At 37.3% G+C, this 25809-nt stretch carries 27 protein-coding genes; 17 read left to right on the forward strand and 10 right to left on the reverse strand.

The genetic code is table 11. The features are described from left to right. Positions 1-170 precede the first annotated feature (170 nt). A complete protein-coding gene (locus MMB69_RS09375; RefSeq protein WP_277447617.1) occupies positions 171-362 on the reverse strand; it encodes a hypothetical protein in 192 nt (63 codons plus the stop codon). A 116-nt stretch (positions 363-478) separates the two neighbouring features. Beyond that, on the reverse strand, positions 479-1111 hold the full coding sequence (locus tag MMB69_RS09380) for a spore coat protein (protein ID WP_221784758.1): 633 nt from the start codon (positions 1109-1111) through the stop codon (positions 479-481). 208 nt (positions 1112-1319) lie between these two features. Between MMB69_RS09380 and MMB69_RS09385 the strand changes: the two genes are divergently transcribed. Next, on the forward strand, positions 1320-1871 hold the full coding sequence (locus MMB69_RS09385) for a hypothetical protein (protein ID WP_277447618.1): 552 nt from the start codon (positions 1320-1322) through the stop codon (positions 1869-1871). Positions 1872-1893: 22 nt separating this feature from the next. Here MMB69_RS09385 and MMB69_RS09390 read toward each other — a convergent pair whose 3' ends face one another. Beyond that, positions 1894-2346 (reverse strand): Dps family protein, encoded by a 453-nt coding sequence (locus MMB69_RS09390; RefSeq protein WP_195782774.1) that lies wholly within the window; start codon positions 2344-2346, stop codon positions 1894-1896. A gap of 191 nt (positions 2347-2537) precedes the next feature. Here MMB69_RS09390 and MMB69_RS09395 point away from each other — a divergent pair, with 191 nt between their 5' ends. The 3 genes from MMB69_RS09395 to MMB69_RS09405 all read left to right on the forward strand — a co-directional run bounded on the left by MMB69_RS09395 (position 2538) and on the right by MMB69_RS09405 (position 4342). Then, positions 2538-2819, forward strand: coding sequence for a Fe-S cluster assembly protein HesB (locus tag MMB69_RS09395; protein WP_277447619.1), 282 nt, complete (start codon positions 2538-2540; stop codon positions 2817-2819). A gap of 93 nt (positions 2820-2912) precedes the next feature. Further along, positions 2913-3086: a hypothetical protein gene (locus MMB69_RS09400; protein ID WP_013057683.1), complete on the forward strand. Its 174-nt coding sequence runs from the start codon at positions 2913-2915 to the stop codon at positions 3084-3086. Between the two features lie 554 nt (positions 3087-3640). Further along, positions 3641-4342 (forward strand): poly-gamma-glutamate hydrolase family protein, encoded by a 702-nt coding sequence (locus tag MMB69_RS09405; protein WP_221784761.1) that lies wholly within the window; start codon positions 3641-3643, stop codon positions 4340-4342. 51 nt (positions 4343-4393) lie between these two features. Here MMB69_RS09405 and MMB69_RS09410 read toward each other — a convergent pair whose 3' ends face one another. Continuing rightward, a complete protein-coding gene (locus MMB69_RS09410; RefSeq protein WP_013057680.1) occupies positions 4394-4663 on the reverse strand; it encodes a CPCC family cysteine-rich protein in 270 nt (89 codons plus the stop codon). 283 nt (positions 4664-4946) lie between these two features. Between MMB69_RS09410 and MMB69_RS09415 the strand changes: the two genes are divergently transcribed. Both MMB69_RS09415 and MMB69_RS09420 read left to right on the forward strand, forming a co-directional pair. Further along, entirely contained in the window at positions 4947-5507 is a 561-nt protein-coding gene (locus MMB69_RS09415; protein WP_269872019.1) for a copper resistance CopC family protein, read from the forward strand. A 4-nt stretch (positions 5508-5511) separates the two neighbouring features. Next, positions 5512-6573 carry a copper resistance D family protein gene (locus MMB69_RS09420; protein WP_260506782.1) on the forward strand — a complete coding sequence of 354 codons (1062 nt, stop codon included), beginning with the start codon at positions 5512-5514 and terminating at the stop codon, positions 6571-6573. 31 nt (positions 6574-6604) lie between these two features. Here the strand turns inward: MMB69_RS09420 and MMB69_RS09425 are convergent, their stop codons facing one another. Continuing rightward, the gene (locus MMB69_RS09425) at positions 6605-6805 is read right to left on the reverse strand and encodes a hypothetical protein (protein ID WP_269872020.1); all 201 of its coding nucleotides are present in this window, start codon (positions 6803-6805) and stop codon (positions 6605-6607) included. 219 nt (positions 6806-7024) lie between these two features. Between MMB69_RS09425 and MMB69_RS09430 the strand changes: the two genes are divergently transcribed. Continuing rightward, positions 7025-8752 (forward strand): ABC transporter ATP-binding protein, encoded by a 1728-nt coding sequence (locus tag MMB69_RS09430; protein WP_269872021.1) that lies wholly within the window; start codon positions 7025-7027, stop codon positions 8750-8752. 41 nt (positions 8753-8793) lie between these two features. On the opposite strand, the gene MMB69_RS09435 is transcribed toward MMB69_RS09430, so the two are convergent. Both MMB69_RS09435 and MMB69_RS09440 read right to left on the reverse strand, forming a co-directional pair. Next, positions 8794-9459, reverse strand: coding sequence for a type 1 glutamine amidotransferase domain-containing protein (locus MMB69_RS09435; protein ID WP_221813391.1), 666 nt, complete (start codon positions 9457-9459; stop codon positions 8794-8796). 97 nt (positions 9460-9556) lie between these two features. After that, positions 9557-10135: a hypothetical protein gene (locus MMB69_RS09440; protein ID WP_221784765.1), complete on the reverse strand. Its 579-nt coding sequence runs from the start codon at positions 10133-10135 to the stop codon at positions 9557-9559. Positions 10136-10285: 150 nt separating this feature from the next. Between MMB69_RS09440 and MMB69_RS09445 the strand changes: the two genes are divergently transcribed. Next, the gene (locus tag MMB69_RS09445) at positions 10286-10684 is read left to right on the forward strand and encodes a FixH family protein (protein WP_221784766.1); all 399 of its coding nucleotides are present in this window, start codon (positions 10286-10288) and stop codon (positions 10682-10684) included. Positions 10685-10747: 63 nt separating this feature from the next. Here the strand turns inward: MMB69_RS09445 and MMB69_RS09450 are convergent, their stop codons facing one another. Further along, a complete protein-coding gene (locus tag MMB69_RS09450) occupies positions 10748-12124 on the reverse strand; it encodes an aminotransferase-like domain-containing protein (RefSeq protein ID WP_277447620.1) in 1377 nt (458 codons plus the stop codon). Between the two features lie 150 nt (positions 12125-12274). Here MMB69_RS09450 and MMB69_RS09455 point away from each other — a divergent pair, with 150 nt between their 5' ends. Next, positions 12275-13192: a DMT family transporter gene (locus tag MMB69_RS09455; RefSeq protein ID WP_269872023.1), complete on the forward strand. Its 918-nt coding sequence runs from the start codon at positions 12275-12277 to the stop codon at positions 13190-13192. A 294-nt stretch (positions 13193-13486) separates the two neighbouring features. Further along, positions 13487-14818, forward strand: a complete 1332-nt coding sequence (locus MMB69_RS09460; protein ID WP_028409125.1) for a polysaccharide biosynthesis protein — start codon at positions 13487-13489, stop codon at positions 14816-14818. A gap of 35 nt (positions 14819-14853) precedes the next feature. Here MMB69_RS09460 and MMB69_RS09465 read toward each other — a convergent pair whose 3' ends face one another. After that, positions 14854-16644 (reverse strand): transglycosylase domain-containing protein, encoded by a 1791-nt coding sequence (locus MMB69_RS09465; protein WP_028412808.1) that lies wholly within the window; start codon positions 16642-16644, stop codon positions 14854-14856. 822 nt (positions 16645-17466) lie between these two features. On the opposite strand from MMB69_RS09465, the gene MMB69_RS09470 reads away from it, so the two are divergent. The 6 genes from MMB69_RS09470 to MMB69_RS09495 all read left to right on the forward strand — a co-directional run bounded on the left by MMB69_RS09470 (position 17467) and on the right by MMB69_RS09495 (position 23321). Next, on the forward strand, positions 17467-18069 hold the full coding sequence (locus tag MMB69_RS09470; protein ID WP_221784769.1) for an alpha/beta hydrolase: 603 nt from the start codon (positions 17467-17469) through the stop codon (positions 18067-18069). Between the two features lie 290 nt (positions 18070-18359). Next, positions 18360-19070: a polysaccharide deacetylase family protein gene (locus MMB69_RS09475; protein WP_221784770.1), complete on the forward strand. Its 711-nt coding sequence runs from the start codon at positions 18360-18362 to the stop codon at positions 19068-19070. 15 nt (positions 19071-19085) lie between these two features. Further along, positions 19086-19679 (forward strand): DedA family protein, encoded by a 594-nt coding sequence (locus tag MMB69_RS09480; RefSeq protein WP_221784771.1) that lies wholly within the window; start codon positions 19086-19088, stop codon positions 19677-19679. Next, entirely contained in the window at positions 19676-20809 is a 1134-nt protein-coding gene (locus tag MMB69_RS09485) for an MGDG synthase family glycosyltransferase (protein ID WP_013057664.1), read from the forward strand. Before MMB69_RS09480 ends, MMB69_RS09485 begins: the two co-directional genes overlap by 4 nt. 92 nt (positions 20810-20901) lie before the next feature. Further along, positions 20902-21651 (forward strand): oxygen-insensitive NADPH nitroreductase, encoded by a 750-nt coding sequence (gene nfsA, locus MMB69_RS09490; protein WP_153254509.1) that lies wholly within the window; start codon positions 20902-20904, stop codon positions 21649-21651. A 557-nt stretch (positions 21652-22208) separates the two neighbouring features. After that, the gene (locus MMB69_RS09495; RefSeq protein WP_277447621.1) at positions 22209-23321 is read left to right on the forward strand and encodes a 3D domain-containing protein; all 1113 of its coding nucleotides are present in this window, start codon (positions 22209-22211) and stop codon (positions 23319-23321) included. An 80-nt stretch (positions 23322-23401) separates the two neighbouring features. Here the strand turns inward: MMB69_RS09495 and MMB69_RS09500 are convergent, their stop codons facing one another. Further along, positions 23402-24544, reverse strand: a complete 1143-nt coding sequence (locus MMB69_RS09500; RefSeq protein ID WP_277447622.1) for a C40 family peptidase — start codon at positions 24542-24544, stop codon at positions 23402-23404. 194 nt (positions 24545-24738) lie between these two features. Between MMB69_RS09500 and MMB69_RS09505 the strand changes: the two genes are divergently transcribed. Next, entirely contained in the window at positions 24739-25788 is a 1050-nt protein-coding gene (locus MMB69_RS09505; protein ID WP_221784773.1) for an anthranilate phosphoribosyltransferase, read from the forward strand. The last annotated feature ends 21 nt before the right edge of the window (positions 25789-25809 follow it).

Genomic DNA, 25809 nt, shown 5'->3' on the forward strand with positions numbered 1-25809 from the left:
ACTGTAATCCGAATATATATGATGCATCTCTCACTCCTTTCTATTGGTTAAATTTATTATAATACATAATTAATCAAAATACTACAAATATTCAGAAAATAATTCAAAATGCATAGTTTTTTGTCATTTTCTGAAATATACACACAAAGCGAGATTGAGATATAACGAAATCAGTACAATCTAAAGATGAATAAATCGAGTAAATGATCTAGTATGGGTCGTTTGGTTACACTGCTGGTGATTTCCGTGAAAGGCTGTTGCTTTCCGCGGGCGGCCGATGAGCCTCCTCGTCGCTTTCGCTCCTGTGGGGTCTCATCTATTCCGCTTTTCCCGCAGGAGTCTTCGCCTTTCCCTCCAATCAACAGCTAGAAGCAACTCTAAACATAACCTATATTCACCATACTAATGAAAAGATCCGAACGGTGAATCGTTCGGATCTTCCTTTACTTAAAATACGTTTGCCCCAGCCTCTTTTTAATTAATGCAGGTTATGGTTATTAGGCATCTGAGGAGAGGCAGTGGCTTTTGCAAAACTTGTGATCATTTGCTGCATATCTTCCTTTGCAAGCTGCGGTACTTGATAATAATGGTGTTTATTTTGATAAAGAGAAATTTCATAAGCCATTTCAATCCAATTAGGAACGCTGTCTCCGAATATTCGGCGAACAACAGGATTTGTTATTTCTAAAGCGGTCATGGTTAAAAGAGATGCTTGAGACTTGACTAGACCTAGCATATGACCTGATATGCCTTTTTCATTAATTTCCTCCACGGACTGATTCGGCTTTTTAGGCTGCGAAGGCTTTAAGCCATAAACAAAGGCATTAGACTGCTTCATGTTATACACATGTGTAGAACCGGCCGGCTTTTGACCAGTAGAAAAAGCTTCTACGATTAAATTATATTCGTTTAAAATAAACTGATATTGCCGATCAATGATATCAAGCAGCTCTTGTTCTTTTACATATTGCCTAAACATCATAAACTGATCCATTACATTAATCGAGCCGGCAAGTGTTTCATGAACGTCAAATAGTTCATGCCCTCCATGGTTCAATTGAGGGGGGATAGCTCCAGTTTGCATGTTTGTAGGAAGTTCGTGATTATTCATACTAAGTCCTCCTTAAAATCGGTATCGACTATAGTCTTTAAACTTCTTCAGGTTTTATACTCAAACTTGATTTATTCATAAAATGTTGCTCTACATAACTTGATTTACAACTAGTTATTTAATTAAAGAGTAAAAGTGAAAGGGTTTTATAAAAAAAAAGCGAATATCAATAACAATTCACGATCTATAGATAGGGGAATCAAAAAACATGAATGAGCTGCTGTCATACTCAAGTGAATTAAAACATGAAGCGCATCAACTTGTGGTATCTAATCATTTATTGGATCTGTTAAGAGAATATGGTTGTCCTCTCTCAGGGGAGAGTTTTGCATTAAATGTCATGACAAATCGCACCCTTAATTTTTACGTAGGAAATGATGAAATGGATGAAGAATCTATTTTTCACATGGGGTATCAGCTTACAAAACGTTTTAACCCTTATAAGATGATATTTGCTAATGAAAAAGATAAGCATCAGTGGAGTGTGTATATGATTCAGAAGGGAGAAGAGTGGAAGCTTGATATTTCCGTGCTTCCAGAAAATATCGTGAAGGACAAAGTTGAGAAACAAGAGTTATTAAAATCACTTCTCACTGAAAAGAAGCGGGAATGCATTTTATTTTTCAAACAGCAAAGCGGATATAATCGCTATTATACGAGTGATCATGTCTATAAAGCTGTGCTAGAAGATGACATTCACGATGATATGTCTTTTTTTATGTGGCTGCAAAGACAAAAAAAAGTAAATCAACAAACGTAAAAAAGAGCCTGTTAGGCTCTTTTTATGCGTTTACGGATGTTTTTACAGGTAAAGCAGCTTTTAGCATCCAAATATGTTTTTCAATGTTGCCGATTGTTCCAATGAATAAGTCAGCTGTTACGTGATCGTATGCTGCTTCAGCTTTTTCAACTGCGTTTTTTAAGTTTTTAACAAGTAGCATATAATCATTAATTAAGGTTTCTACCATTTCTTCACTCGTTTGCTCGTTTCCATCTTCAGAAAGAGTAGCTGCTTGTAAAAATTGCTTCATTGTAGCAATTGGGCTTCCTCCAATGGCTAGTAATCGTTCTGCATATTCATCTATATAGTCCGCCGTCTCATTATAGAATTCTTCAAATTTTTCATGAAGCGTAAAAAATTGAGGCCCTTTTACATACCAGTGAAAGCGATGTAGCTTCGTATACAATACGTTAAAATCGGCAATTTGTTGGTTCAATACGTTTTCTAAATTCATAGTTAATAGCCTCCTAATGAGTTGTTGTTATCTTATGTTTATATTATATCAAATATCAAATTAAAATCAATACTTATTTATAATAATTATTAAATGATAATCAGAATGCTTTTAAATTGCAGTTATTCTCTTTAAAAACTTTAAAGATATGATAGGATAGAGCAAGAGTATGGAAAGGAAGAAGGGTAGTTATGCATATTACACCAGAAGCAAAACAATTAATTAACAATATACTTGAAGAGCAGGAGATAACAGGAATTCGCTTGTATTTCAAAGGAATTAGCTGTGAAATCCCTAATATTGGGTTAGCTTTTGAAGAGCCTTTTGAAAATGATGAAGTATATGAAGTTAACGGAGTACAAGTAGCAATGGAAGCTTCTATTGTGCCTTATACAGATGAATTAATGTTAGATGTTCATACAACGCCGTACGGTCCAGGTTTAGCATTAATTGGGGCTAAAGAGGCTGAGTAAAAAATTTATGTAAGAGAAGCTAACAGGTTTGTTGTTTGTTTTGGTAAACCTTGGTTTACTTAATTCAAACGTTAGTGAAATGGAGGGGGACCTATGCTTCTTTCTCATCATGTAACGGTTGAACAAAGACAGCAAATCAAACGCTTTAAGCAGCAAATACAAGACGCAAAAACGCTAGATGAGCGCCGTTTGTATCAAGCCCAGCTAAATAAATTTGTTGAACGCCTATTTATTGAGAATCGCTTGCAGCGCAGCGGCGAACAATAAAAAACACCTAGAAAAGAAGCCTTCAAAGAAGGTTTCTTTTTTTTAAGTAGAGTATTATACTTTTACATCTTGTAATTATTCATTTTCTTATATATCGCCCTTTATCTACTTAAAATCCGGTTTTCTGTATGAATATAGCACTAAAAACGTGTAAGTTACTATTAAATGAAAGCGCTTTCTGTTATAGTGAAGGTATAGAATTGTACTTGTTCACCTACAATGTTCATAAGGAGTGGTTTGTATGATTGAAAGAGGAAACTTCTTAATTGGTTTAGCGTGGGGAACATCTTTGAGCATACCTTTATGGATCGCCTTCTTTGGCTGGATAAAATTAGTTTGGCGCTTGCTTTAAATAAATAAAAACAAAAAAAGTAAAAAAACTTCAGTGAATATGCGCTGAAGTTTTTTTAAATAACATAAATAGGTAGTAAGAACTATTTAATAAACTATAATTTGTAACGATAAGTAAATAAGACTACTATAATATTATTTTTGGATTTTTTTACATTCTAATGTTTTAGGTCTTATTACACAATGGAAAGTAGGAGTACAAATTGAAAAGCTATCGTTTAGTAAGTTTCTCTACCTTATGTATCTGTCTATTCGCTTTATTTATTTCACCTTTTCAAGACACATCTAGTGCATCAACTGATAAATATCAAAATTTCAAGCAACTCTCACAGCACGAGTCTTCAGCTAGCTATAAAGTGACGACTAAAGAAACGAAAAGCCCTGTCCTTATCTTTGCTCCACACGGTGGAGGAATTGAAGGGGGGACAAGCGAAATTGCCAAAGAGCTTAGCAAACAAAATGCTCTTTACCTATTCGAATCGTTAAAGTCGAAAGGGTCACGAGACCTGCACCTCACAAGCACTCATTTTGATGAGCCCACAGCGCGTAAAATGGTAAGCAAGTATGATAATGTTTTATCTCTTCACGGTTATTCTGGGAACGAAAAACATATTTTTGTGGGCGGGACTGACCGGGAGCGCGCAAAAAAATTAACACAATTATTAAATCAAAATGGATTTCCGGCGGAACTGATTACAAAAGGACACGATGAGATTGCAGGCATTAACCCTAAAAATATTGCAAATAAAAATCGTACCGGGAAAAGTATTCAATTAGAGATTAGCCAACCGCTGCGAAGTGCTATGTTTCATTCATTCGCTTCAAAAGGAAGAGCTTCTTCTAAAACTCAAACTTTTTATAGGTTTACAAATGTGCTTTCTACATTCGTTTCCACTTCTTACTGAATCAAAAAAAGAATGCTTTCGCAAGCATTCTTTTTTTATAAACTAGTTTTGCTATTCGTGACTTATAATAGGTTTCCAGTTAAAATCTTTTACATCTTGAACAGAAGGCTTTCTCACGTGCTGTAAACTTTCTTTATTACACGCTCCATAAACTATAAAATTTTCCTGAGCTTCTATTAAAGAAATAGAGTTGGCTCCTAATTCGTTGGCATTCAGCTTTTGGTACGGATCGTCTTCCCAAAAACATATCTCACAAATATCATAGTCACCATCACTGTCTAACGATTGATAACCACAGCAAGGGCATGTATACTTTTTCATTGTTTCTATCCTTTCTGTATGGGATTTTAAGCTAGAAAAAAGTCAGCCATCTTATTTAACTATTTTACTATATTCAAGGATAGCCTGAAAGAATATTCAAGAAATTACAGCGGCATCTTTCCTAGGATTTGTGAACATTTTATAACGAATTGGTAATAGTTATTGTGAGACTGAGTAAAAAAGGAGTACACTTACTAGGAAAATAGATCGTGTTCGGAAACGTCTACATAAAAACATTTTTGGATATGATGAAAAAAGAAAAAAGAGATAGGGAGTCATAAATATGAAAAAAATAATAGGTTTACTTTTAGCATGCTTTTTAGCTGTTCCGACAGTTAGTTTCGCTCATACACATGTGCAAACAACCGTGCCTGAAAATGGTGCAATTGTTACAGCTCCTCTAAAAGAAATTAAATTAACCTTTGAAACACATATCGAGAAAATCAGTACTGTAACCGTTACAAAGGATGGACAAAAAATTTCACTTGCATCGCAAAAAGTAGAGGGTCATGATTTAATAGCTTCTTTCGATCAGCCTCTTGAAAACGGATCTTACACAGTGGACTGGGAAATTGTAGGGGAAGATGGTCATGTAATGAAAGATTCGATTGCTTTTAAAGTAGATGTGAAAGATGAAGCGAAAGAAGAGAATACTCAAGCAGCCGGAAAAGATAGTGAAAAAAAGCAAGATGCCACGCAATCCGAACAGCACCAAAAAAGTGCAGTAGCAAATGATGAAAAAACAGAGAACAATGATTCTTCATCGTTTTTTGTTATCATGATTATTGCTATTGTAGTGGTGGTTGGAGCATTACTCTTAATCTTCAGAAAGAAAAAGGCTTAAAAAGATGAGTATTTTGTTGCCTGTTTTTGAGTGGTTCACATACGTAGGTCTTTCCTTATTATTAGGATTTGCCGTACTGCAATATGTACCTCTTACAAAAAAGCCAACAATTTTATTATCAAAGCGATGGCTACTTGCAAGTGCAGCGGCTGTCGCTATTTTTTCGGTTGGAAATTCGCTTGAGATTATTTTATCTTTTTCAAAAATAAGAGGGTTAGGTGAAACAGTTCGTCTTGTATTATTGGAAACAAGAACGGGACACGCCTGGATCTTTGTTGTGCTGATTGCTATTTTATGTATGGTTGCTGTTTCAATAGAGAGCCACCCTCATATGTATACATTACTGACTGTAGCCTTAGTGGGAGGAATCGCCTACGCAAGTCACGCAGCATCCGCTTCTGCGCTTAGCGGCATGCTTTCTCATTCTCTTCATATTTTAGCAGTTGGACTGTGGGGAGGGGTGGTTCTGATTGTTGCCGCTTTTTCAAAAGAAACCTCCAATTGGAAAAGTTTCTTAAGCTGGTTTACTCCTTTTGCAATCGCTTGTTTTGTGCTTCTTTCGTTAAGTGGGTTCATTTCGATGGTCATTATCATGGGTCTGTCCAACTATGTAAATTCATGGGCTACAGATTACGGGCAGTCTCTTTTACTAAAGCATATTACGATTATTCCGCTGCTTGCATTTGCCGTCATCAATGGCTTTCTTATGAAAAAAACGATAAAACATCCAGAATATAAGCCCGTGATGTGGATTCGAGCAGAAAGCATTATTTTGCTTATCATTTTTTTATTTACAGCTATCATGGTAACGCAATCGCCGCCAACTAATACAAGTCATATGGCAATGGATTCATCGATTCTTCCGTTTATCTATGGGAAACAAGTGACGCTCCCTCTAACGTTTCACGTAACGATTGTGGGAATCCTATTCTTATTTGTCGCACTGCTGTTTTTTATGTATTTACTTATTTGTTTTTACAAAAAGACAGTATGGCTTAGCGTATTAAGTGCGGGTTTGTTTGTTTTAGCTTTTTATATTGCGATGATGACAAGTATTCAAGTCTAAAAACAGTGAGAAATATCTCACTGTTTTTTTATTAGCCATTAAAAGCTGTATTATTTCTCGGGTCTTTTCCCGGAGAAGGAGACATCGGCATTTGGGAATTAGAACCAGAGCTAGAGCTAGAACCAGAGCCGGACGTAGAGCCGCTTGGAGGCGATATATTTCCTGCGTTTCCAAAAATAACGATCCCGCCAGAAATTGTTCCAATAGAAATAGATTTAATATAAACAGACATCCTTATTCAACCTCTCATCTAGTAAAAGAATTCAGTGTACTATAGTATATGACCAGCTTGTCATTTTCGTATAGACGAGTTTGAAAAATAGGTAAAAGCTTAGAAGTTCAGGTTGAGAAAGGAAATGGTGTAAAATAAGATAGAACTTTGAAGGTAAAGTGTGTGGTGTCTGCCTAAAGTGTGTATACCACCTATTAAAAGAATTAGAAAGGAACTAAGATGAATACGCAAAAAGGAATTCATTTTTCATTTAAAAAATTATGGTTGCTAACGAACCCTCCGACAGGAAAGCTAATCATTTCGTTCATACTGGCCTTAATTAATACCGGAGCGTCGCTTTCTATCCCTCTTGTCATTAAAGAAGTGATGGAGAAAATTGCAGTAGGCGTCTCACCGCAGCTTATAGCAGGGCTCCTTGGTTTATTTGCTGCTCAAATGGTGACAAGCGCAGTATCTCTTTATCTCCTTGCTCAAGTAGGGCAAGGTGTTGTAAAAGAACTCAGACATAAAGTGTGGAACAAGCTCATAAAGCTTCCGGTTTCATTTTACGACCAAAACCGTTCCGGTGAAATGGTAAGCCGCATTACAAATGATACAACCATTGTGATGAATTTATTGTCAACAGAAATGATTGACTTTGTTAAAAATATTTTATCTATTATCGTTGCCATTGTTATTTTATTTACGCTTGATGTACCCATGACGCTCATTTTATTAGCGGTTATTCCCGTTATGTTTGTACTGGTTATGCCGCTAGCGCGAAAAATACATAAAATTTCACGTGAGCAGCAGGATAAAATGTCCAAGCTTACAGCTTTTTTAGCTCAAATGCTGAGTGAAATCCGCTTGATTAAAGTATCCGGTTCAGAGAAAAAAGAAGTTGATTCCGGCTTACAATCGTTTCAGTCACTCTACCTCTTCGGTGTAAAGAGAGCTAAAATTGAAGCAATCATAACACCGGTTATTAGCACAGTGATGACCGCTGTTATGATTGCCATCGTCGGGTTTGGTGCATACCGGGTGAGTGAGGGATTTATCACTGCAGGAGAGCTGGTGGCTTTTGTTCTTTACCTTTTTCAAATTATGGTTCCGGTTGGTTCACTTACCCGATTTGTTACGAGCTTTCAGCAAACTAAAGGAGCTTCAGAAAGAATCTTTGATATATTAGCTGAGAAAGAAGAGAACTATGAAAATGGAGAAGTGCTTGAACAGGTAGGGAGTTTAAGGTTCGATAAAGTTGCTTTTCAATATGAAGATAAACCAGTATTGCAGGAAGTTTCATTTTCTGCTAAAAAAGGAGAAGTTACCGCTTTTGTTGGACCTAGCGGAGCTGGAAAATCTACTGTTTTTTCGCTTATCGAACGCTTTTATGAGCCTTCATCGGGGCGCATATTCTTGGATGGAACAGACAGTCAAAACGTCAACTTACGTTCGTGGCGTCACCTGTTTAGCTATGTTCAGCAGGATTCTCCGATTTTAGCAGGAACAATTCGAGAAAATCTCATTTACGGATTAGAGCGGCATGTGACGGATGAAGAAATAGAAGAAGCAGCGAAGTTAGCGAATGCTCATCATTTCATTCAGTCCTTTGAAGATCAATATGAAACAATGATTGGAGAAAGAGGTATCAATCTCTCAGGAGGACAGCGACAGCGTATTGCAATTGCCCGAGCGCTGTTACGCAATCCCCAGTTTTTACTACTGGACGAAGCGACAGCTAGCTTGGACTCCGAATCAGAAAAGCTTGTGCAAGAGTCATTGGAAACGGTAATGAAAGAACGCACATCACTCGTCATTGCACATCGTCTATCTACGGTCATTAATGCGGACCAAATTGTTGTAATAGAAGAAGGGCAGGTTACAGGAAGCGGAACGCATAAAGAGCTGTTAGCCTCTCATTCTTTTTACCGGCGTTTGGTAGAGCAGCAGTTTCAAACATCCCTATAGAACAAACAAAAAAGACTGCTTTTAAGCAGTCTTTTTTTAGTTTATTTATTTAGCTTTTTAACTAATTCATCACCCATTAACTCAGAAGAAAAAGGATCTCGGCTTGTGACAATTTGATCATTTGCCCAAACAGCATATGCTTCTTTATCCATCTCAGGGATGTAGTTAGCCACTTCACGAAGTTCTTGTTCTAAACTGTATGGTAAAAAGGGAAGTACTTCTTCCGGTTCAATTTCATCAGGATAACCAGTTACGTCTAGTCCTTTAATTAACAGTTCATCATCGGATCCTTTCAAGAAAGCAAAAACAGAAGGTCCGTGACACTCAGCTGCTAAAATACCTCCATTGTCGTACACTTTGTTCATAAGTGCATGCAAGTCCACATTTTTTGCTAAGTCAAACATAGCGCCGTGGCCGCCTACTACTAAGATAACGTCATAGTTCTCAGCATCTACTTCTTCAAGTTTCATTGTCTGATCCGCTCTTCCTGATTCATATAATTTCTTATACGTTCCGTCTGGATCAAAGTCTTCTGAAATACTTCGAACGTCTACTTCCGGCTTACCTCCAAAAGGTGAGGCTAAATCAACGGTGTGCCCTGCGTCCTCAAGCTTTTGCAGCGGAGCAAATAATTCTTCTGCCCACCAACCTGTGTGATAATCTTTCTCTTCGTATCCGCTTGATAATACAGCTAACACTCTTGCCATGTTTATACCTCCTAAATGATGTAAAACGTATAGTGATACATATCATGTATTCATTGTGAACTGTACCCTATATAAAAAAACTTTAAACAATGGCAAGTTATGAAAAGGTAGCGTGAATCATAAACAAAACCAAAAAAGAGATAGCAAATTTAAGATGCCACTTTTTATCTGTACGCTTATAGCGCTTCACGCCCATCACGAGTAAACAAGCTAGAACAGCCATGGTAATAATTCCTGAAAAGTACGTAAAATTTGCTTGAAATCCTTTTATTAAAGCCATATAACCATGTAAAATAATCAAGGCCGTTGATATAAGAGCAATGGGAACGTGCCACTGACGAACATACTTGGCTAAAAATTGGATAAGCGGTTTTAACTCAAAATTTCCTTTTTTTATGTGCGATAACGGTTTCCATTTCAATAATAAAAAAATAGGATAAATGGCTAAAGCTGCAAAGAAACCAATTCGTGCAATTGAACCGAGCTCTTTAAAATTTCCTTCATATATTTTAGAATCGAGTGGAAGGGAATGTTTATAAATAGGGATGTAAATAAGCCCTGCTACAACTAGTAAAAAAGAGATAGTAAAGATAAAGATCACTTTTTTACGCTCACTTTTATTTTTAATTAATGTCTGTAGCCATGATTTTTTAGCTGGAGATTTAACTGAATTCATTTTCTTCCTCCTTGGAAAAAACTAGTTAGTATCAGTATGAACTTTTTTTCTTAAAAAATCTTTAAAAATACTTCTTTTTTAGAAAAATTCATTTTTTTCTTTGCAATACGCGTTATAGTTAAACAAAAGGTTTAAAAAGGAGATGAATACATGAAAAAAAGAATAAGTATATTTATAATCAGTCTTTGTTTACTTTTAACGGCCTGTGGTCAGGAACCTGCTCAAAGCACAAATGCTGAGCAGCCAAAACCGTTGGACGTAAATCTTCAAGGTCCAGAGGCGTTACAGAAAAATGAAAGCGGTATCTATAAAGCCGAAGTTACATATGGAGATGAAAAAGTAAAAAATGATGATGTTGAAATGATTGAATTTGAAATAGAGAAAAAAGATGGCGAAGGGAAAGGGAAGATGTTAAAACCTAAACAAATAGGAGAAGGTGTATATGAAATACAAACATCTTTCTCTGAGCCTGGCACATATACCGTGCAATCACATGTTTCTGCAAAAGGGACGCATAACATGCCTCTTATAACCGTTACGGTTAAATAAAAGAAGTCAAGGATGCTAATTCCTTGGCTTCTTTTCGTTTAGTATGTCCATTGAATTCCCATTCTACAAGGGGAAAAGGTTATTTGGAATAGGATGATGTTTTCTATCATCAATTAAAGTAATGCACTGAGCCAGCTGTTCAATTCCTCGTTTGATCGTATTCGTATTTACTTGTGAGATGCTTAATCTGAGAAGAGTGTCTCTTTTATATTCTGGTAAAAAAAATCTAGAGGCATCATCAACATATATGTGCTGCTCGTTTAGCATTTGAACGATCTGTTTTACTTTCACATGCTCAGGCAAACTAATGGATAAATAGAATCCTGAAGTTGGTTTAGAAAAATGTGTATGAGCGGGTAGCAGTGAATCACATGCTTCTACAAGAGTTTGCATTTTTGTATGGTATACCTCTTTTATCTTTTTAAGATGACTAGTAAACATGCCGCTTTTTAAATAAATTTCAAGAGCACCTTGGGAAAGCGCTGAACTATTAAAATCTGAACTGAATTTATATCGTAAAAAATTGCTATTCATTAACGAAGGAAGCACGACAGCAGCAATACGTAACCCTGGAAGAAAGATTTTCGAAAAGCTTTTAATGTAAATGACTCGTCCAGAAGGGTTGAAAGAAAATAAAGGATCTGATTTTGCATCGAGATCAAGGTCGCCCAAAAAGTCATCTTCCACTATATATACATCGTATTTTTCGGCTAGCTCCACGATTTTTTTCTTCTCAACATTTGTATAGCAATGCCCAAGAGGATTGTGAAATCTCGGAATAATATAGAAAAATTTTATATCATTGTTTCGAAAAATGTACTCCAAATGATCAAGATCAATTCCTTCCATCGATAGCTCGATCCCAAAAGTAGTAGTTTGGTGCAGCGTGAGAGACTCGATAAACCCGAAATAAGTGGGCTGTTCAATCAAAATATTATTTTTTCCATTTGGAAACGGGATAGAAACTAATAAGTGAAGAGCTTGCTGCGACCCGGATACAACAACTAACCTTTCAGCTTGAGTGAACACCTGTAAATTCTGCAAGTGTTTCACTAACTGTGCCCGTAATGAGTAAGAGCCTTGTTGGTCAGAGTATGTAAAAAGCTCTTCTTTGTAGTATTCAATTGCTTGGTTTATACAATGCTGAAATTCAAGATAAGGCATAACGTTTTTATCTGGACCAGCAGACAAGAAATCAATCACTTCATTTTTATTCGTCTTATGTTGAAATTCTCCCACAACGTAGTAGCCGCTTTTAGGAATAGAATAAATTAAATGCTCTTTTTCTAGTTCGCTGTACGCTTTGATAACGGTATTCTTGCTGCACGAAAAATGGTGGGAGAGTCGGCGAACAGAAGGGAGTTTACCACCTGCAGTAAGCGATCCATTTGCTAGGCCAAGCTTAATTTCTTCCATGATTTTCAGATATTTCAAACTCATAGGTCCTACTCCTTTAATTTGTACCCGTACAGATAGGTAAAAGAATGATTTATTTTACTAGTTGTCCTGCGCTATCCTTTTAATTATATCAGAACTTTTTTTAGAAAAATGGTACAGTTCTGAAAAATAAAAAGACAGGGGTAGGGTAAGATGCAAAAAGAAACGAGAGAGAAAATGGGCTTATTGCTCGGGGTAGTAGGTGTTATCTGTTTTAGCTTAACCCTTCCTTCTACAAGCATTGCAGTCGAGTATTTTGGAACGACAGTCGCCGGTTTAGGAAGAACAGCTGTAGCTGCTATTTTAGTAGCTGTGATATTGATTGTACGAAAAGAAAAAATTCCTTCTCTTCGCCAATTTAAAAGTCTGCTGATAGTGGCTTTAGGCGCAGTTTTAGGGTTTCCTCTGCTCACTTCCTGGGCAATGAAATCATTGCCTGTTTCTCACGGAGCGGTTGAACTCGCTCTTTTACCATTAGCCACAGCCGGTTTTGCGATGTTTAGAGGGGGTGAACGTCCTTCTTTCAAATTCTGGATATCAAGCATGATTGGTTCTGCAGCTGTTATCGTGTATGCTCTTCACCTCGGATTTGGTCAACTGCAGTTTGCCGATGCAGCTTTACTAGCAGCGGTGCTGATACTTGGACTGAGCTACGCAGAAGGAGGAGTGTTGGCAAGAGAATTAGGCAGCTGGCAAGTGATTGCTTGGGCCATTATCATCGGTGCGCCATTTTTTATGATTCCAGTAGGACTAAGCATTACAGCTGAGATGCTTCATGCGCCTTTACAAGCGTGGGTTAGTTTGATTTATCTCTCAGTAGTGAGTCAATTTTTAGCATACGTTGCTTGGTACAGCGGGATGGCGATGGGGGGAATAGCCAGAGTTAGTCAGGTTCAATATTTACAGCCATTTTTAATGATTCTGTTTGCAGCTCTATTTCTAGGCGAATCAATTACACTTTTTACTCTTGCTATAGCAATAATTGTTGTCTTTTCGGTTGTACTAGGCAAAAACGCCTCGGTATCAAAAAAAGAAGTGCATCCACAGGAAATAATGAATAAAGACGCTTAACTAATATGTGAATTTATTACATTAAAACAACATGCTCTATTCCCGTTAGCAATCAGCAGGCTCATTGGGTCTCCTGTTTTCTCTATGTAAGTTTTGAGAGCCAAAATATAAGAAATGAATGAATTTCCTATGTAAAAAAGGTATATAACGGTTTTTTTTCACATAGGTTGAACATTATACGAGAACTTGTACACCGAAAAATACAATTAGACAAATAATTCGTATCGAGCTTGTCATATACATAGAGAGAAAAGGTAGTGATGAAAAAGGACGGGAAATAGAGGAGATAACGAGATGAACACTTTTTTGAAAGGAACGTTTATTTTAGCTGGTGCTGCCTTTGCGGGAGAGTTAATTGAATTTCTTGTAAATATGGTACTTGCTAGAGAATTAGGAAGGGAAGGCATGGGCATGTACATGACCGTTCTTCCTATCATTTTTCTTATTGCCACCGTAGCTAACTTAGAACTGCCTATTTCTATTTCTAAATTTCTTGCTGAACATCATCGCAAAGAACATCAGCATATGATGAAGCATGCCACCATTTTTGCGACTGCTGTGAGCTTGGGAATCTTTTTTATTACACTGGCCGTATTAGCAGCCTTTCCATTTTTTAGTCACTATCATCCTTACTTAAAATGGGTTGTACTATGTTTCATTCCGGTTGTTTCATTTTCAGCGGTGCTTCGTGGATATTTTACGGGTAAAAATAATATGACGACTATCGCTGTGTCTAATTTTATCCGCAAAGCCTTTCAGCTAACGATTTTATTTGTTGTTTTTCAAATGTTTGCTTTCACAGATGTTAAAATGTCGCTGTTTATTGCGATTTGTACGCTAATTGGAACCGAAGCTGTTATTTTGCTTTATTTTTTTATCACGTATGTTACTCAGTTAAGTGTTTTATCAAGAGGGCACAGACCTCTGCTTTCTCCAAGTGAGATTCGGAAAAAGCTGTTAGGCGTCTCACTTCCGACCACGGGACTGCGTTTATTTAATGCGGTATGTAATGCTGTTCAGCCGTTTTTAATCAAACACGCGCTCGTTTTATCGGGCATGACTTTAACCGGAGCCACGCAGCATTTTGGTATGCTAACAGGGGTAGCGATGTCGATCGGCTTTTTTCCAGCTTTCTTTGCTCATTCTCTTTTAGTAGCACTAATACCTGCTGTATCTGAAGCTCATGCGAAAAATCAGGAAGAACAGCTTCAAAGACTTTTGACTCAAAGTATGCAAATGACATTTTTATATGGGATTCCGTCTATAGTGGCGATGTATTTCTTTGCTGAGCCTCTTACTAACTTGTTTTTTCATTCTACAGAGGCCGTGTACTATCTAAAGGCTTTATGGCCGTATTTTCTTTTTCACTTCTTTGCCGTCCCGCTTCAAGCTTATTTAATTGGACTTGGCTATGTAAAAGATGCTTTTTATCATACGATTTGGTCTCATATTGTATCTTTTTCCCTGATGTTTTTCTTAGGATCACAAACAAATATTGGCATGCAGGGAATTATTATCGGAATGAACTGTGGCGTGGTTGTCTTGACCGTTCTGCATTATGTAACGATTTGCAAAGTCATCAACGTTTCCTTTTTTTCACTTAAGCATAAAACGCATTTATCTTAAAAAAACCTCCAACAGTGAAGTTGGAGGTTTTTTGGTTACCAGTTATTCATAATTGAGCTAAACAGTGTAGCAGGGTCTTGTCCGCCGCCGCCTGATAAATATTTCGTTGTTTGCGTAGAATTAGCATTATCAAAGCCAGCATGGATAGAAACGACTGCATCATCGGTATACCCGACAAACCAAGCATCTTTGACATCGTTGGTTGTACCAGTTTTACCTGCAGCATCTCGTGAAGAACGAGCGTTAACACCTGTTCCATAGCTTTTTTCAATAACATCTTGCAGCATGGATGTCATTGTATCCGCATTTTCTTCACTCATTACTCGCTCTGTCTGAATGTCTGGCTTTTTCACTTCACCGTCGCGCATCTCAATTTTTCGAATTGCGTAAGGCTTAGTCATGACGCCTTTGTTAGCGAAAGTTGTATATCCTTGTGCTAACTGAAGGGGAGAGAACGTTGTCGTCGTTCCTCCAAGAGCAAGCCCTAATTTTGACTTATCGTCATCTTCAAGAGGAAGTCCAGCTTTTTCCATAAATTTTGCGCTTGTATCAATACCAATTTGTTTTAAAAGCCAAACAGCTGGAACGTTGAGTGAACGAGTAAGTGCTTCACGCATTGTCACATGCTTTTGATATTCACCTTCTGCGTTTTTAGGGCTATATCCACCGCCAAAGTCTTGTCGTTCGTCACTTAAGAGTGAAGTTGGTGTATAATCTCCAGTTTCTAAGGCTGGACCATATACGGCTAAAGGCTTAATAGCTGAACCAAGCTGATAGCCGCTTGTAGCACGGTTTAAGCCGTTTCGCTCATAGCTGCGTCCTCCATACATCGCTGAAATCCCACCTGTTTTAGGGTTGACAGCTGAAATTCCAACCTCTACTTTGCTGTTGATGGCATCATCTCGGAACGTATGATTTGCTACAGAGTTATTAATCGATTCCTGTAAATTAGGATCTAAATCTGTATAAATGGCATAACCACCCTTATAAAGGTCATCAGCAGATACGCCATATTGTTGAGCAGCTTCTTTAATTACATAATCAATAAATGCTTGATTTGAGTTCGGTTTTTTAACCGGAATACTAGGCTCGACTACACGTTCATTTAACGCTTGCTGATACTGAGTATCGCTAATAACGTTTTGGTCATGCATCAGTTTCAATACAACGTTTCGTCGGGCTGTCGCTTTTTCTGTACTATTGCTTGGTGAATACGTACTCGGCGCTTTTGGCAGTCCTGCTAAAAGCGCAGCTTCGCCTACGGTTAAATCTGATACAGGCTTATTAAAATAAATCTGAGAAGCTGCACCAATACCATATACACCGCTTCCGAAATAAATTTGATTTAAATATAATTCCAAAATTTGATCTTTTGTAAATTGTCTTTCTAAGCCTAGCGATAGAAACATTTCATCTACTTTACGTTTAATGGTCTTATCACTAGATAAGTAAAGATTTCTTGCTAATTGCTGTGTAATGGTACTTGCGCCTTCAGCTTTACTCATTGTTACAATGTTCTTAAAAAGGGCGCGGCCAATACCTTGTAAATCAATCCCAAAATGCTTGTAAAAGCGACGGTCTTCCGTTGCAACAAACGCCATTTTTACATAATCGGGAATTTCATTGCTCGAAACATTTTGACGGGGAACGGTTTTATACAATTCGTCAATCTTACGGTCATTTTTGTCATAGACTACCGTACTTTGAACCGACTGCAGTTTCGAGTAAGATAAATCAGCCGTTTGCTGAAATTGCTTTAATACATAGGTAACTCCTAGCATTACAATTAAAACAACGACTAAAAAGGCTAAAATAAATTTCCTCATGTTGGTTCACTCCACTAAGTAATAATTCCATGTTCACACATAGCTACATTCTTCGTCTTTACAAGGTCGTTATGTAAAGAATGCTGAAGTTTGTTGACCCATTCAACCTTTTAACAGGGAGATGGGTGATAAAGTATTAACGTTCACAAGCTGACGCGCTAAGTTTAATAAAGGCTATTATTCAAGTGCAGGTAAGTTTTTAGGGTATAAGATGATTGACATAAATAGCTCTTTACGCAGTTTTTTTTTGCTTACTCGCAGATGCTTCGTTTTTTTATTAAACTGAAACGAAGTGAAATACAATCATCTGAACTTAGTTTACCCATAAATTTGTGTTTGTCAAATAAAGTCGTATAAAGCACCATTCGGGGCTTTGTTCCCCTTTATGAAAAAACAAGCTGGTATTTTACGTTCTGTTTCTCATAGAAAAAAGTTGTTATAACACGTATAAGAAATAAGATTTAGTACGTTCGGGTATAAATGCTGATATCTGTTGAAAGTAACGAAATAAAGCAAAAATTAACTAATTTATCAGACTAGGGCACTTTTTATACGAAGGAGGACGGGCGAGTTTTAATCATTATCCACCTTTTGACGGGAGCACTTAGCTAAAAGTGGAATATTTCTTTCCCCGCTGTAAGTCAAACGAATTAAATACCTAGCTGCATATGAGCAATGGCTATATGAAGTTATTCAGTATTATGTGATACTGCCAGCAAAACATACAGGTATTTCTTTGACAGTAGTTCCTTTACAAATGCTTCGAAAGTTCTTATAATGAAATTATCTTTAATTCGAGATATTTAAAAGGAGTGTATATACGTGAAACATATTTTTAAAAAAGGAACGGACGAGACGAAACCGACTTTATTGCTGTTGCATGGTACAGGAGGTACAGAACAAGATCTGCTCCCTGTGGCAGATATGATTGATTCCTCTTGCTCCGTATTATCTGTAAGAGGAAATGTACTAGAAAACGGAATGCCCCGTTTCTTTAGACGTTTACAAGAAGGAATATTTGATATAGAAGATTTAATTGAACGCACAAAAGAACTTCATCAATTTTTAGATGAAGCGGCTGAAACATATTCATTCGACCGACACAACATCGTAGCTGTGGGCTACTCAAATGGTGCCAATATTGCAGGAAGTTTGCTATTTCATTATGAGAATTCTTTAAAAGGGGCGGCTCTTCTTCATCCGATGGTTCCAAGAAGAGGAATTGAAGTGCCTAAGACCGACGCTTCTATCTTTATTGGCGCAGGCACAAACGACCCTATTTGCCCAGCATCAGAAACAGAAGAACTTTCTGCGCTTTTAGAAAAAGCCGGAGCGGACGTACAGGTGCATTGGGAATCATTTGGCCATCAGTTAACACGAACAGAAATTGAAGCAGCTGAAAAATGGTATCAATCAAAATTTTAATTTAAAAACTTTCCGCACTCGTGCGGGAAGTTTTTTTATTTTTTAAAAATAATGAAAGTTATCGTACAAAAGATAGATATAAATGGTAAAAAGTACTTTTTTTACTGAATGAAGGGAAATTTTATGATATCATTTTATTTCCGGTATATCCTTGAAGAATAGCTATTTTTAGGTAAAGTATCAAATTATTTTAAAATTCCTGGCTTCTGTCACAAAAAAATGAAACCAAAGTCTGAGTAAACCGTTATAATAAATGCAGGATTTAAATTCAAAAGGATGGTTAAAAGCATATGACTCGTTTTTTTATTGTTTTACTTTTCGTTCTAATGGTTATATGTGTATATACCATTATTTCGCAAACCCTTTACCGTCGCTATCATTCATCAGTCATAATAAAAGGGGCAAAAAAGCATAAAATAGCTATAACATTTGACGATGGACCTCATCCTGTTTATACGCCAAAAATTTTGGACTTGTTCCAACTGCATGAAATGAAAGCTACTTTTTTTATTGTGGGAGAACTAGGAGAAAAACACCCGTCTATTTTAAACAGGATGATCGATGAAGGACATGAAGTAGCTATACATCATCATCGTCATGTGAGTGCATGGACGCAAACACCTTGGCAATTAAAAAGACAAATTCATCAATGTGCACAGGTTATAGAGAAAGCAACAAATCAAAAGCCGCTTTTTTATCGTCCGCCGTGGGGACATTTAAATATGAGCAGTTTATCAATGGCCAAGCCATATCACCTTGTGATTTGGACAGGAATCTTTCAGGATTGGACATTAAAAACAACGAAAACGGCATTAGTTCAAAAACTAATGCGTAAAGTAGAAGATGGAGCCATTTTTGTTTTACACGATAATGGCGATACCCCTGGAGCAGATGAAAAAGCACCTGAAATGACGATTGCAGCACTAGAAGAATTTTTACCTTATTTAAAACAGCAAGGGTACGAAAGTATAACCATGCAGCAATTGATGGATCAATCGTAAATAGAGGAGCGAGCAGTGGACTTAACAATTATTTCTCAGTATATACATTCCTATGGTTATATTGTTATTTTACTTGTACTTTTTTGCGGGATTGTTGGAATTCCAGCGCCTGAAGAATCATTTTTAATATTATTAGGCATGTTTATTGCCAAACATCAGCTGAACTTATACGAATCATCTCTTTTTGCTTTTTTAGGTGTTATAACTGGAATGCTTACTGCTTACGGGCTAGGAAGATATGCGGGAACCCCGTTTTTTGATAAATACGGAAAATACGTAGGGTTAAGCAAAGAGAAAATTGAAGCGGCAAGCGGCAGCTACCATAAATATGGAATATGGACTATTTTATTCGGTTTATATATTCCAGGCCTGCGTCAAATTAGTCCATATATGGCGGGAATAAGTCGCTATCCCTTTTTGCTTTATTTGTTGTTATCGGTAGTAGGCAGTCTAGTATGGGTCCTTTCTTTTCTCATTCTAGGTTACTACGTAGGAGATCGGATTCATATTTCGTATATCATTATGGGAGCTGTAGCTTTTTTTGTGATTTACTTGCTTATAAAAAGAAAAAGAAACCGAAAACGTCTTGAGAGGAGGGATGGTCAATGAGGAAGGTTTTATTTCTACCGCTTTTTCAGATGCCATCTGGTCACCACCAAGTAGCAGACGCCGTTATGGATGCCATCATGGAGCGTTTTTCGCACGTTATTTGTCAAAAAATTGATTGTTTAAGCTATTGGAGTAAACCGCTTGAACAAATGATTTCATCGATATACATGAAATGGATTTCTGTTTTTCCAAAGCAGTTTGAAAAATTTTATTACGGTCATGTATACAAAAAAAACGACCATACGATGGATGACTTTGTTGTGAAAAAGTGGCCGATTATCGAATACCATATGAAGAAATTAATTGATGCAGAGCAGCCGGATGTCATTGTTTGTACACACAGCTTTCCTTCCTGTGTATTAAGCGGGTTAAAAGAAAAAGGAATCATTGATCTTCCTATTATAAACGTATACACCGACTTCTTAGTAAGCGACGTATGGGGTAAAAATGGAATTGAACTTCACTGCGTACCTGATCAGGATACAAAAGCGTTTTTACAAAACGTTCACGGTGTAAAAGAGTCTTCTATTTATGTAACGGGCATTCCGGTTCATAAAGCGTTTTTAAAAAGACGGATTGACCATCTCATGCCACAGAAACATATACTGATTGCCGGAGGGAATTCCGGCCTTGGAAATGTACGCAAAATGCTTCAGCAGCTTCCGCAAAACTGTACGTATATGTATTATGTGCTGTGCGGAAAAAACAAAAAGTTGTATCAAGAACTAATAAAATTAAACCACCCGAGAATTAAAGCGGTCTCGTATGTAAAATCGAGAGAGAAAATGAATGATTTATATGAGGGAGCAGATGCCATTGTCACAAAAGCGGGGGGAGTGACAATTAGCGAAGCCCTTCACAAGAGACTACCTATTTTTATTCACTCATCTCTTCCTGGTCAAGAACAAATTAACATTGAATATCTAAAAGAAAAAGAGCTGCTGATACCGCTTAATGATGCTGAAGCCTTTGAACAGCAGCTTAAGAACATTTTAGAAAATGATGTAAAACGAAACCGTTTGATAAAACGAATGGACGAATATGTAGACAGCTTAGAAGTAAAAGTAGACCGCGTACTTGCAGATCATTTTAAGCTGTATCGATATGAGACAAGTCAAAATCAATTTTAAGCAGAACATTGGTTATTTCTTTTTACATTCGATAAACTAACTGTAGAGATAACATCTGTAGAAGGTTAAATGAAGTAAAAGGAGATTATAATATGAACTCAGTTATTGAAACGATTTTAAATCATCGTTCTATTCGCAAATATGAAGACAAACCATTGTCCGAAGAGCAAATTCAGACGATTGTAGAAAGCGCACAGGCAGCTTCCACATCAAGCTATATTCAAGCGTATTCCATTATTGGAGTAAAAGATAAAGAAACGAAGCGAAAGCTTGCTCAATTAGCAGGAAATCAGCCTTACGTAGAAACAAATGGACACTTCTTTGTATTTTGCGCTGACTTTCATCGTCATGATGTCATTGCGGAAATGGAGAAAAAAGATTTATCGACAGCGCTCGAAAGCACAGAGCAGTTTATGGTAGCTATTATTGACGTTGCCCTTGCTGCACAAAATGCAACGCTTGCTGCTGAATCAATGGGTCTTGGAGCTTGTTACATTGGCGGTTTGCGTAACGAATTAGAAGAAGTAAGCAAAGTGTTAAAACTGCCTCATCATGTAATCCCGTTATTTGGTCTAACGGTTGGGCATCCAGCGGGTATTACGGATAAAAAGCCGCGCTTACCATTTAAACATGTGTATCATGAAGAAACATATGAGCCGAATGATGAGCAGACGAAAAAAGAATTAACAGCGTATAACGAAGAAATTTCTGCTTATTACAACGAAAGAACAAATGGCAAACGCCAAGACACATGGACTGGTCAAATGGCTGAAATGCTTTCCAATCCTAAGCGTATGTATATGAAAGAATTCGTTGAAAAGCAAGGATTTAACAAGAAATAAAAAAGCTGGGACAAAAGTAGTTTAGCCGAATTGAAAAGCGAACCGCTCATCAAAATTTTTGATGAGCGGTTCGCTTTTTTTGTTATGGTGAACATAGGTTTCATTTATGTAGTTCCTTCTAGCAGTTGATCGGAGGGCAAGTCGAAGGCTCCTGCTGGAAAAGCGGAGGAAAGCGAAGTCTGGCACGGAAATCAACGGCGGTGCCACAAACAGTTCAGCTCATGTATACGAGTTGTTCGTCTTTAACTTAGCTTCATTTTGTTATGTCTCAACCTCTTTTTTGTTATGAAAAAACTTAAATTACACGTTAAATAATCAATAAAAAAAGAAGAGATATCCCCCAGCAATGATAAAGAAATCCGGCTATTTTAGGAAAAAGAACAATAAAAAGCAGTAAAAAGTAGAAACGTTTCATCATATACCCAAATTATCAGAAATATTACGATTAAACGTTCTGTTTTGTTAAGTTTTGTAATAAAAGTAGCATGGCTCTGTAACGGCTGTGAAATGTGAGGATGATATCATTCAATCATTGAGTAAATAAGGAGGTATTCGTAATGAAAAAATTTATATTTACTCTAGGAACAACAGCAATCCTTTCAGCAGGATTTGTAGGTGCAGCTTCTGCTTCTACAAGCGGAACGTATCACGTAGAAAAAGGTGATACGTTATGGAAAGTCGCTCAAAAGCACAGCGTGAGCGTAGACGAGCTAAAAGATGCAAATAACTTAACATCTAATATTATTTATCCAAATCAAGAATTAAACGTAGCTACTATAAAAGAAATGACACACAAAGTTCAGCAAGGAAACACATTATGGTCCATCAGTCAGCAATACGGCGTGACGGTAGATCAAATTAAAGAATGGAACGGACTGACGTCAGATTTAATTTATCCTGGCGAACAATTAAAAATTCAGTCTCCAAACGGCCAAGCTCAGCAATCAAGTCCTTCAGTAGCCCAAGCTGCTCCAGAAGCTCAGCAAGCTCAAGCGCCGGCTGAACAAACTCAAGAAGAACAGCAGCAAGCTCAAGCTGAACAGGCTCAAAAAGAGCAGCAGCAAGCTCAAGCTGAACAGGCTCAAAAAGAGCAGCAGCAAGCTCAAGCTGAACAGGCTCAAAAAGAGCAGCAGCAAGCTCAAGCTGAACAGGCTCAAAAAGAACAGCAGCAAGCTCAAGCTGAACAAGCTCAAAAAGAGCAGCAGCAAGCTCAAGCTGAACAAGCTCAAAAAGAACAGCAGCAAGCTCAAGCTGAACAAGCTCAAAAAGAGCAGCAGCAAGCTCAAGCTGAACAAGCTCAAAAAGAGCAGCAGCAAGCTCAAGCTGAACAAGCTCAAAAAGAACAACAACAACCTGCTGAATCGTCACAACAAGCCAGCGGCAAATCAATGACAGTTGAAGCAACTGCCTATACGGCTAATTGTGCTGGATGTAGCGGTACAACTGCTACAGGAGTGGATTTAAAAGCAAATCCAAACCAAAAAGTAATCGCTGTTGACCCTAGTGTTATTCCGTTAGGTTCGAAAGTTTATGTAGAAGGCTATGGTGAAGCTGTAGCTGCCGATACAGGTGGAGCAATTAAAGGCAATCGAATTGATGTATTCGTTCCTTCTGAAGGTGATGCTCAACAGTTCGGAAGAAAATCTGTTAAAATCACGGTTATGAACTAAGAAGCTTTTTATAAAATTGCTAGTCTAGTATAGAAATACATAGCTAGTAAAACAAAAGAGGTGCCTTATGGCACCTCTTTTTACTTTATGATACGCTTTGCTCCCGCATAGCTATTTTTCCAGTAAGCTGTTGAAAGTGATTGCGTTTTAACGCCTTTGCTGCTGACATAAATGAATTCTTGTTTGTCTAGGTAAATTCCTACAACTGAAACAGACTTGCCGTTTTTAAAGAAAACTAAATCTCCAGCCTGCAGGCTGTTTTGCTTTACGTCCGTGCCGCTTTTATACTGATCTGCTACTGTACGGGGGATAGAAATATTCGAGCCCGCGTTTTTATATACATACTGTGTGTACCCCGATACATCAAAACCTTTTGGTGTTGTGCCTCCATATTTATATGGCTTTCCGATCAGTGTTTTGGCATACGATACAATTTGCTGCTGTTTTGTACTAACAGAAGTTTGAGGTGCTGGAGCCGGCGAAGGTGCGCTTGCACTTTTCACTTTCAGCACTTGTCCAACTTTTAGCGCATCTGTTTTTAAATTGTTTAATTTTTTTAATTCAGCTACCGTCATGCCGTACTTTTTAGCGACTGCTGTAAGCGTGTCTCCTTTTTTCACCGTGTAGGTGCCATTGCTATCAGCGGGTGTAGATGGAGCTGTTGGTGAAGGTTGAATATCTTCATCAAGCAAATAACTCATATTTGCGTTAAACGTTACTTTTCGCTTCGTTTTATAGCTCTTCGCTTTTTGCTGAAATTGCGTATTGTATGCGTTGATTTCTTTTTCGAAATTTGCAGAGATCTTATTAAATTCCGCGTCACTTACATCTCCATACGCATAGTCTTCAAGATCCACAATGTAATTGTAAAGAGCAATTAAACTATCATATAAATACCCTTGAAGCTGATCAGCTTCTGAATTAAGATGATTCATCGCGTAATTTTTATCAGTCTTTGTTAGAAACTGGTCAATTTGATCCGCAAGCTGATCATATGCGGCTAACGCTTTTTCGTCATCTTTTATTCCTTCAATTTCTTTTAGCTTTTTTTCTACGGTTTTATAAAATGGCGCGTAATAATCTGCTAGCGAATTAACGTCTTTTTGATAAACGCTTACAGAAGAAACAGCATAAGCAGAGTGACTAAAAACAGGCGTTGTCACCGATGCTCCTACTAAAACGGATGCTGCTATAAATGGTACAAGTAGTTTCTCTTTTTTCATTTGTAAAGTCCCCCAAATATCCAAATAATAGTATAGCAGATAGATTATACTATATTAGGTTATAAAAGAACTAGTACTTTTCCTTTAATTTCATATTTTTTAGCAGTTTGCGTACCTGATAGAAGATAATCTAAGGAACAAAGAAAATATGTGATACAATGTACAAATATTCAGTTAAAAAGGAAGTGTACGATATGCAGCAATTTATCAAAGAAATAGCGCGCGGAAAAAGAGGATCAACTGACTTAACGTATGAACAAGCAAAAGAAGCAGCTCGCTTAATCGCTTCTGGACAAGCTACGGATGCTCAGATCGCTGCTTTTTTTATTGCGGAACGTATTAAAACTGAAAATGCAGATGAACTATTGGGATTCGTTCATGCTTTTCGTGAAAAAACAAAAGAAATACCGCTGTCTCAGCCGTTAAAAGATAAATCAATTGATTTTGCAAGCCCTTATGCAGGGAGAAATTCATTTTTTGCGACCATTCCTGTATCGATTTTATTAGCTGAAAGAGGTGTGCCAGCTTTTTTACACTGTACAGAAGCACTTCCTCCAAAGTTTGGAACAACGATTGAAGACGTACTTCATTCATTACAGATTCCTCAAGCTCAAACGATTGAAAACATCGGTCATGTGTTTGAAACGTTAAAAATTGGCTTTGTAAATGCCGAAACAATTTCTTATCCTCTTAGTCGCATCAAAAAAATTCGTTATGAAATTGGTGTAAGAACACTTATTAATACGGTTGAAAAACTACTAAACTTATCGAATGCTTCTTCTTTAATGATGGGGGCTTTTCATCGCACGGCCATTAATAAGATTGTGCCTATTTTTGCTTCTCTGCCTTTCAAACACGTATACGTGGTACAAGGGATAGAAGGATCAGAAGATGTACCTGTACATAGAAGCAGCTTTGTTTTTACTATCTCAGAAGGAGAGATGGAGTCGTTTATTGTCAATCCAAAAGAATACGGACTGTTTGTGGAAGAAGAACACTTTGAAAAGAAAATAAGTGTTGAAAAACAAGCGGAATATGTGACGCGCATTCTGGAAGGTGAATCTTCTTCCGAACTGACTTACGTCTATAATCAAGTAGTATTAAACGCTGGCTTGCGCTATTATCTATTTGGCTATGAAGCTTCTATTGAAAAAGGAGTAGACTATGCAAAACGTCAGCTAGCTGAAGGTTTGGGCTGGAAACACCTGCAGAAATGGAAAACACAAGCGATTTCAGAAGAGTAAAAGGTGAGCAAATATGCTCAT

It is taken from the genome of Priestia sp. P5 (assembly GCF_029522155.1).
GTDB classification, from domain to species: domain Bacteria; phylum Bacillota; class Bacilli; order Bacillales; family Bacillaceae_H; genus Priestia; species Priestia megaterium_E.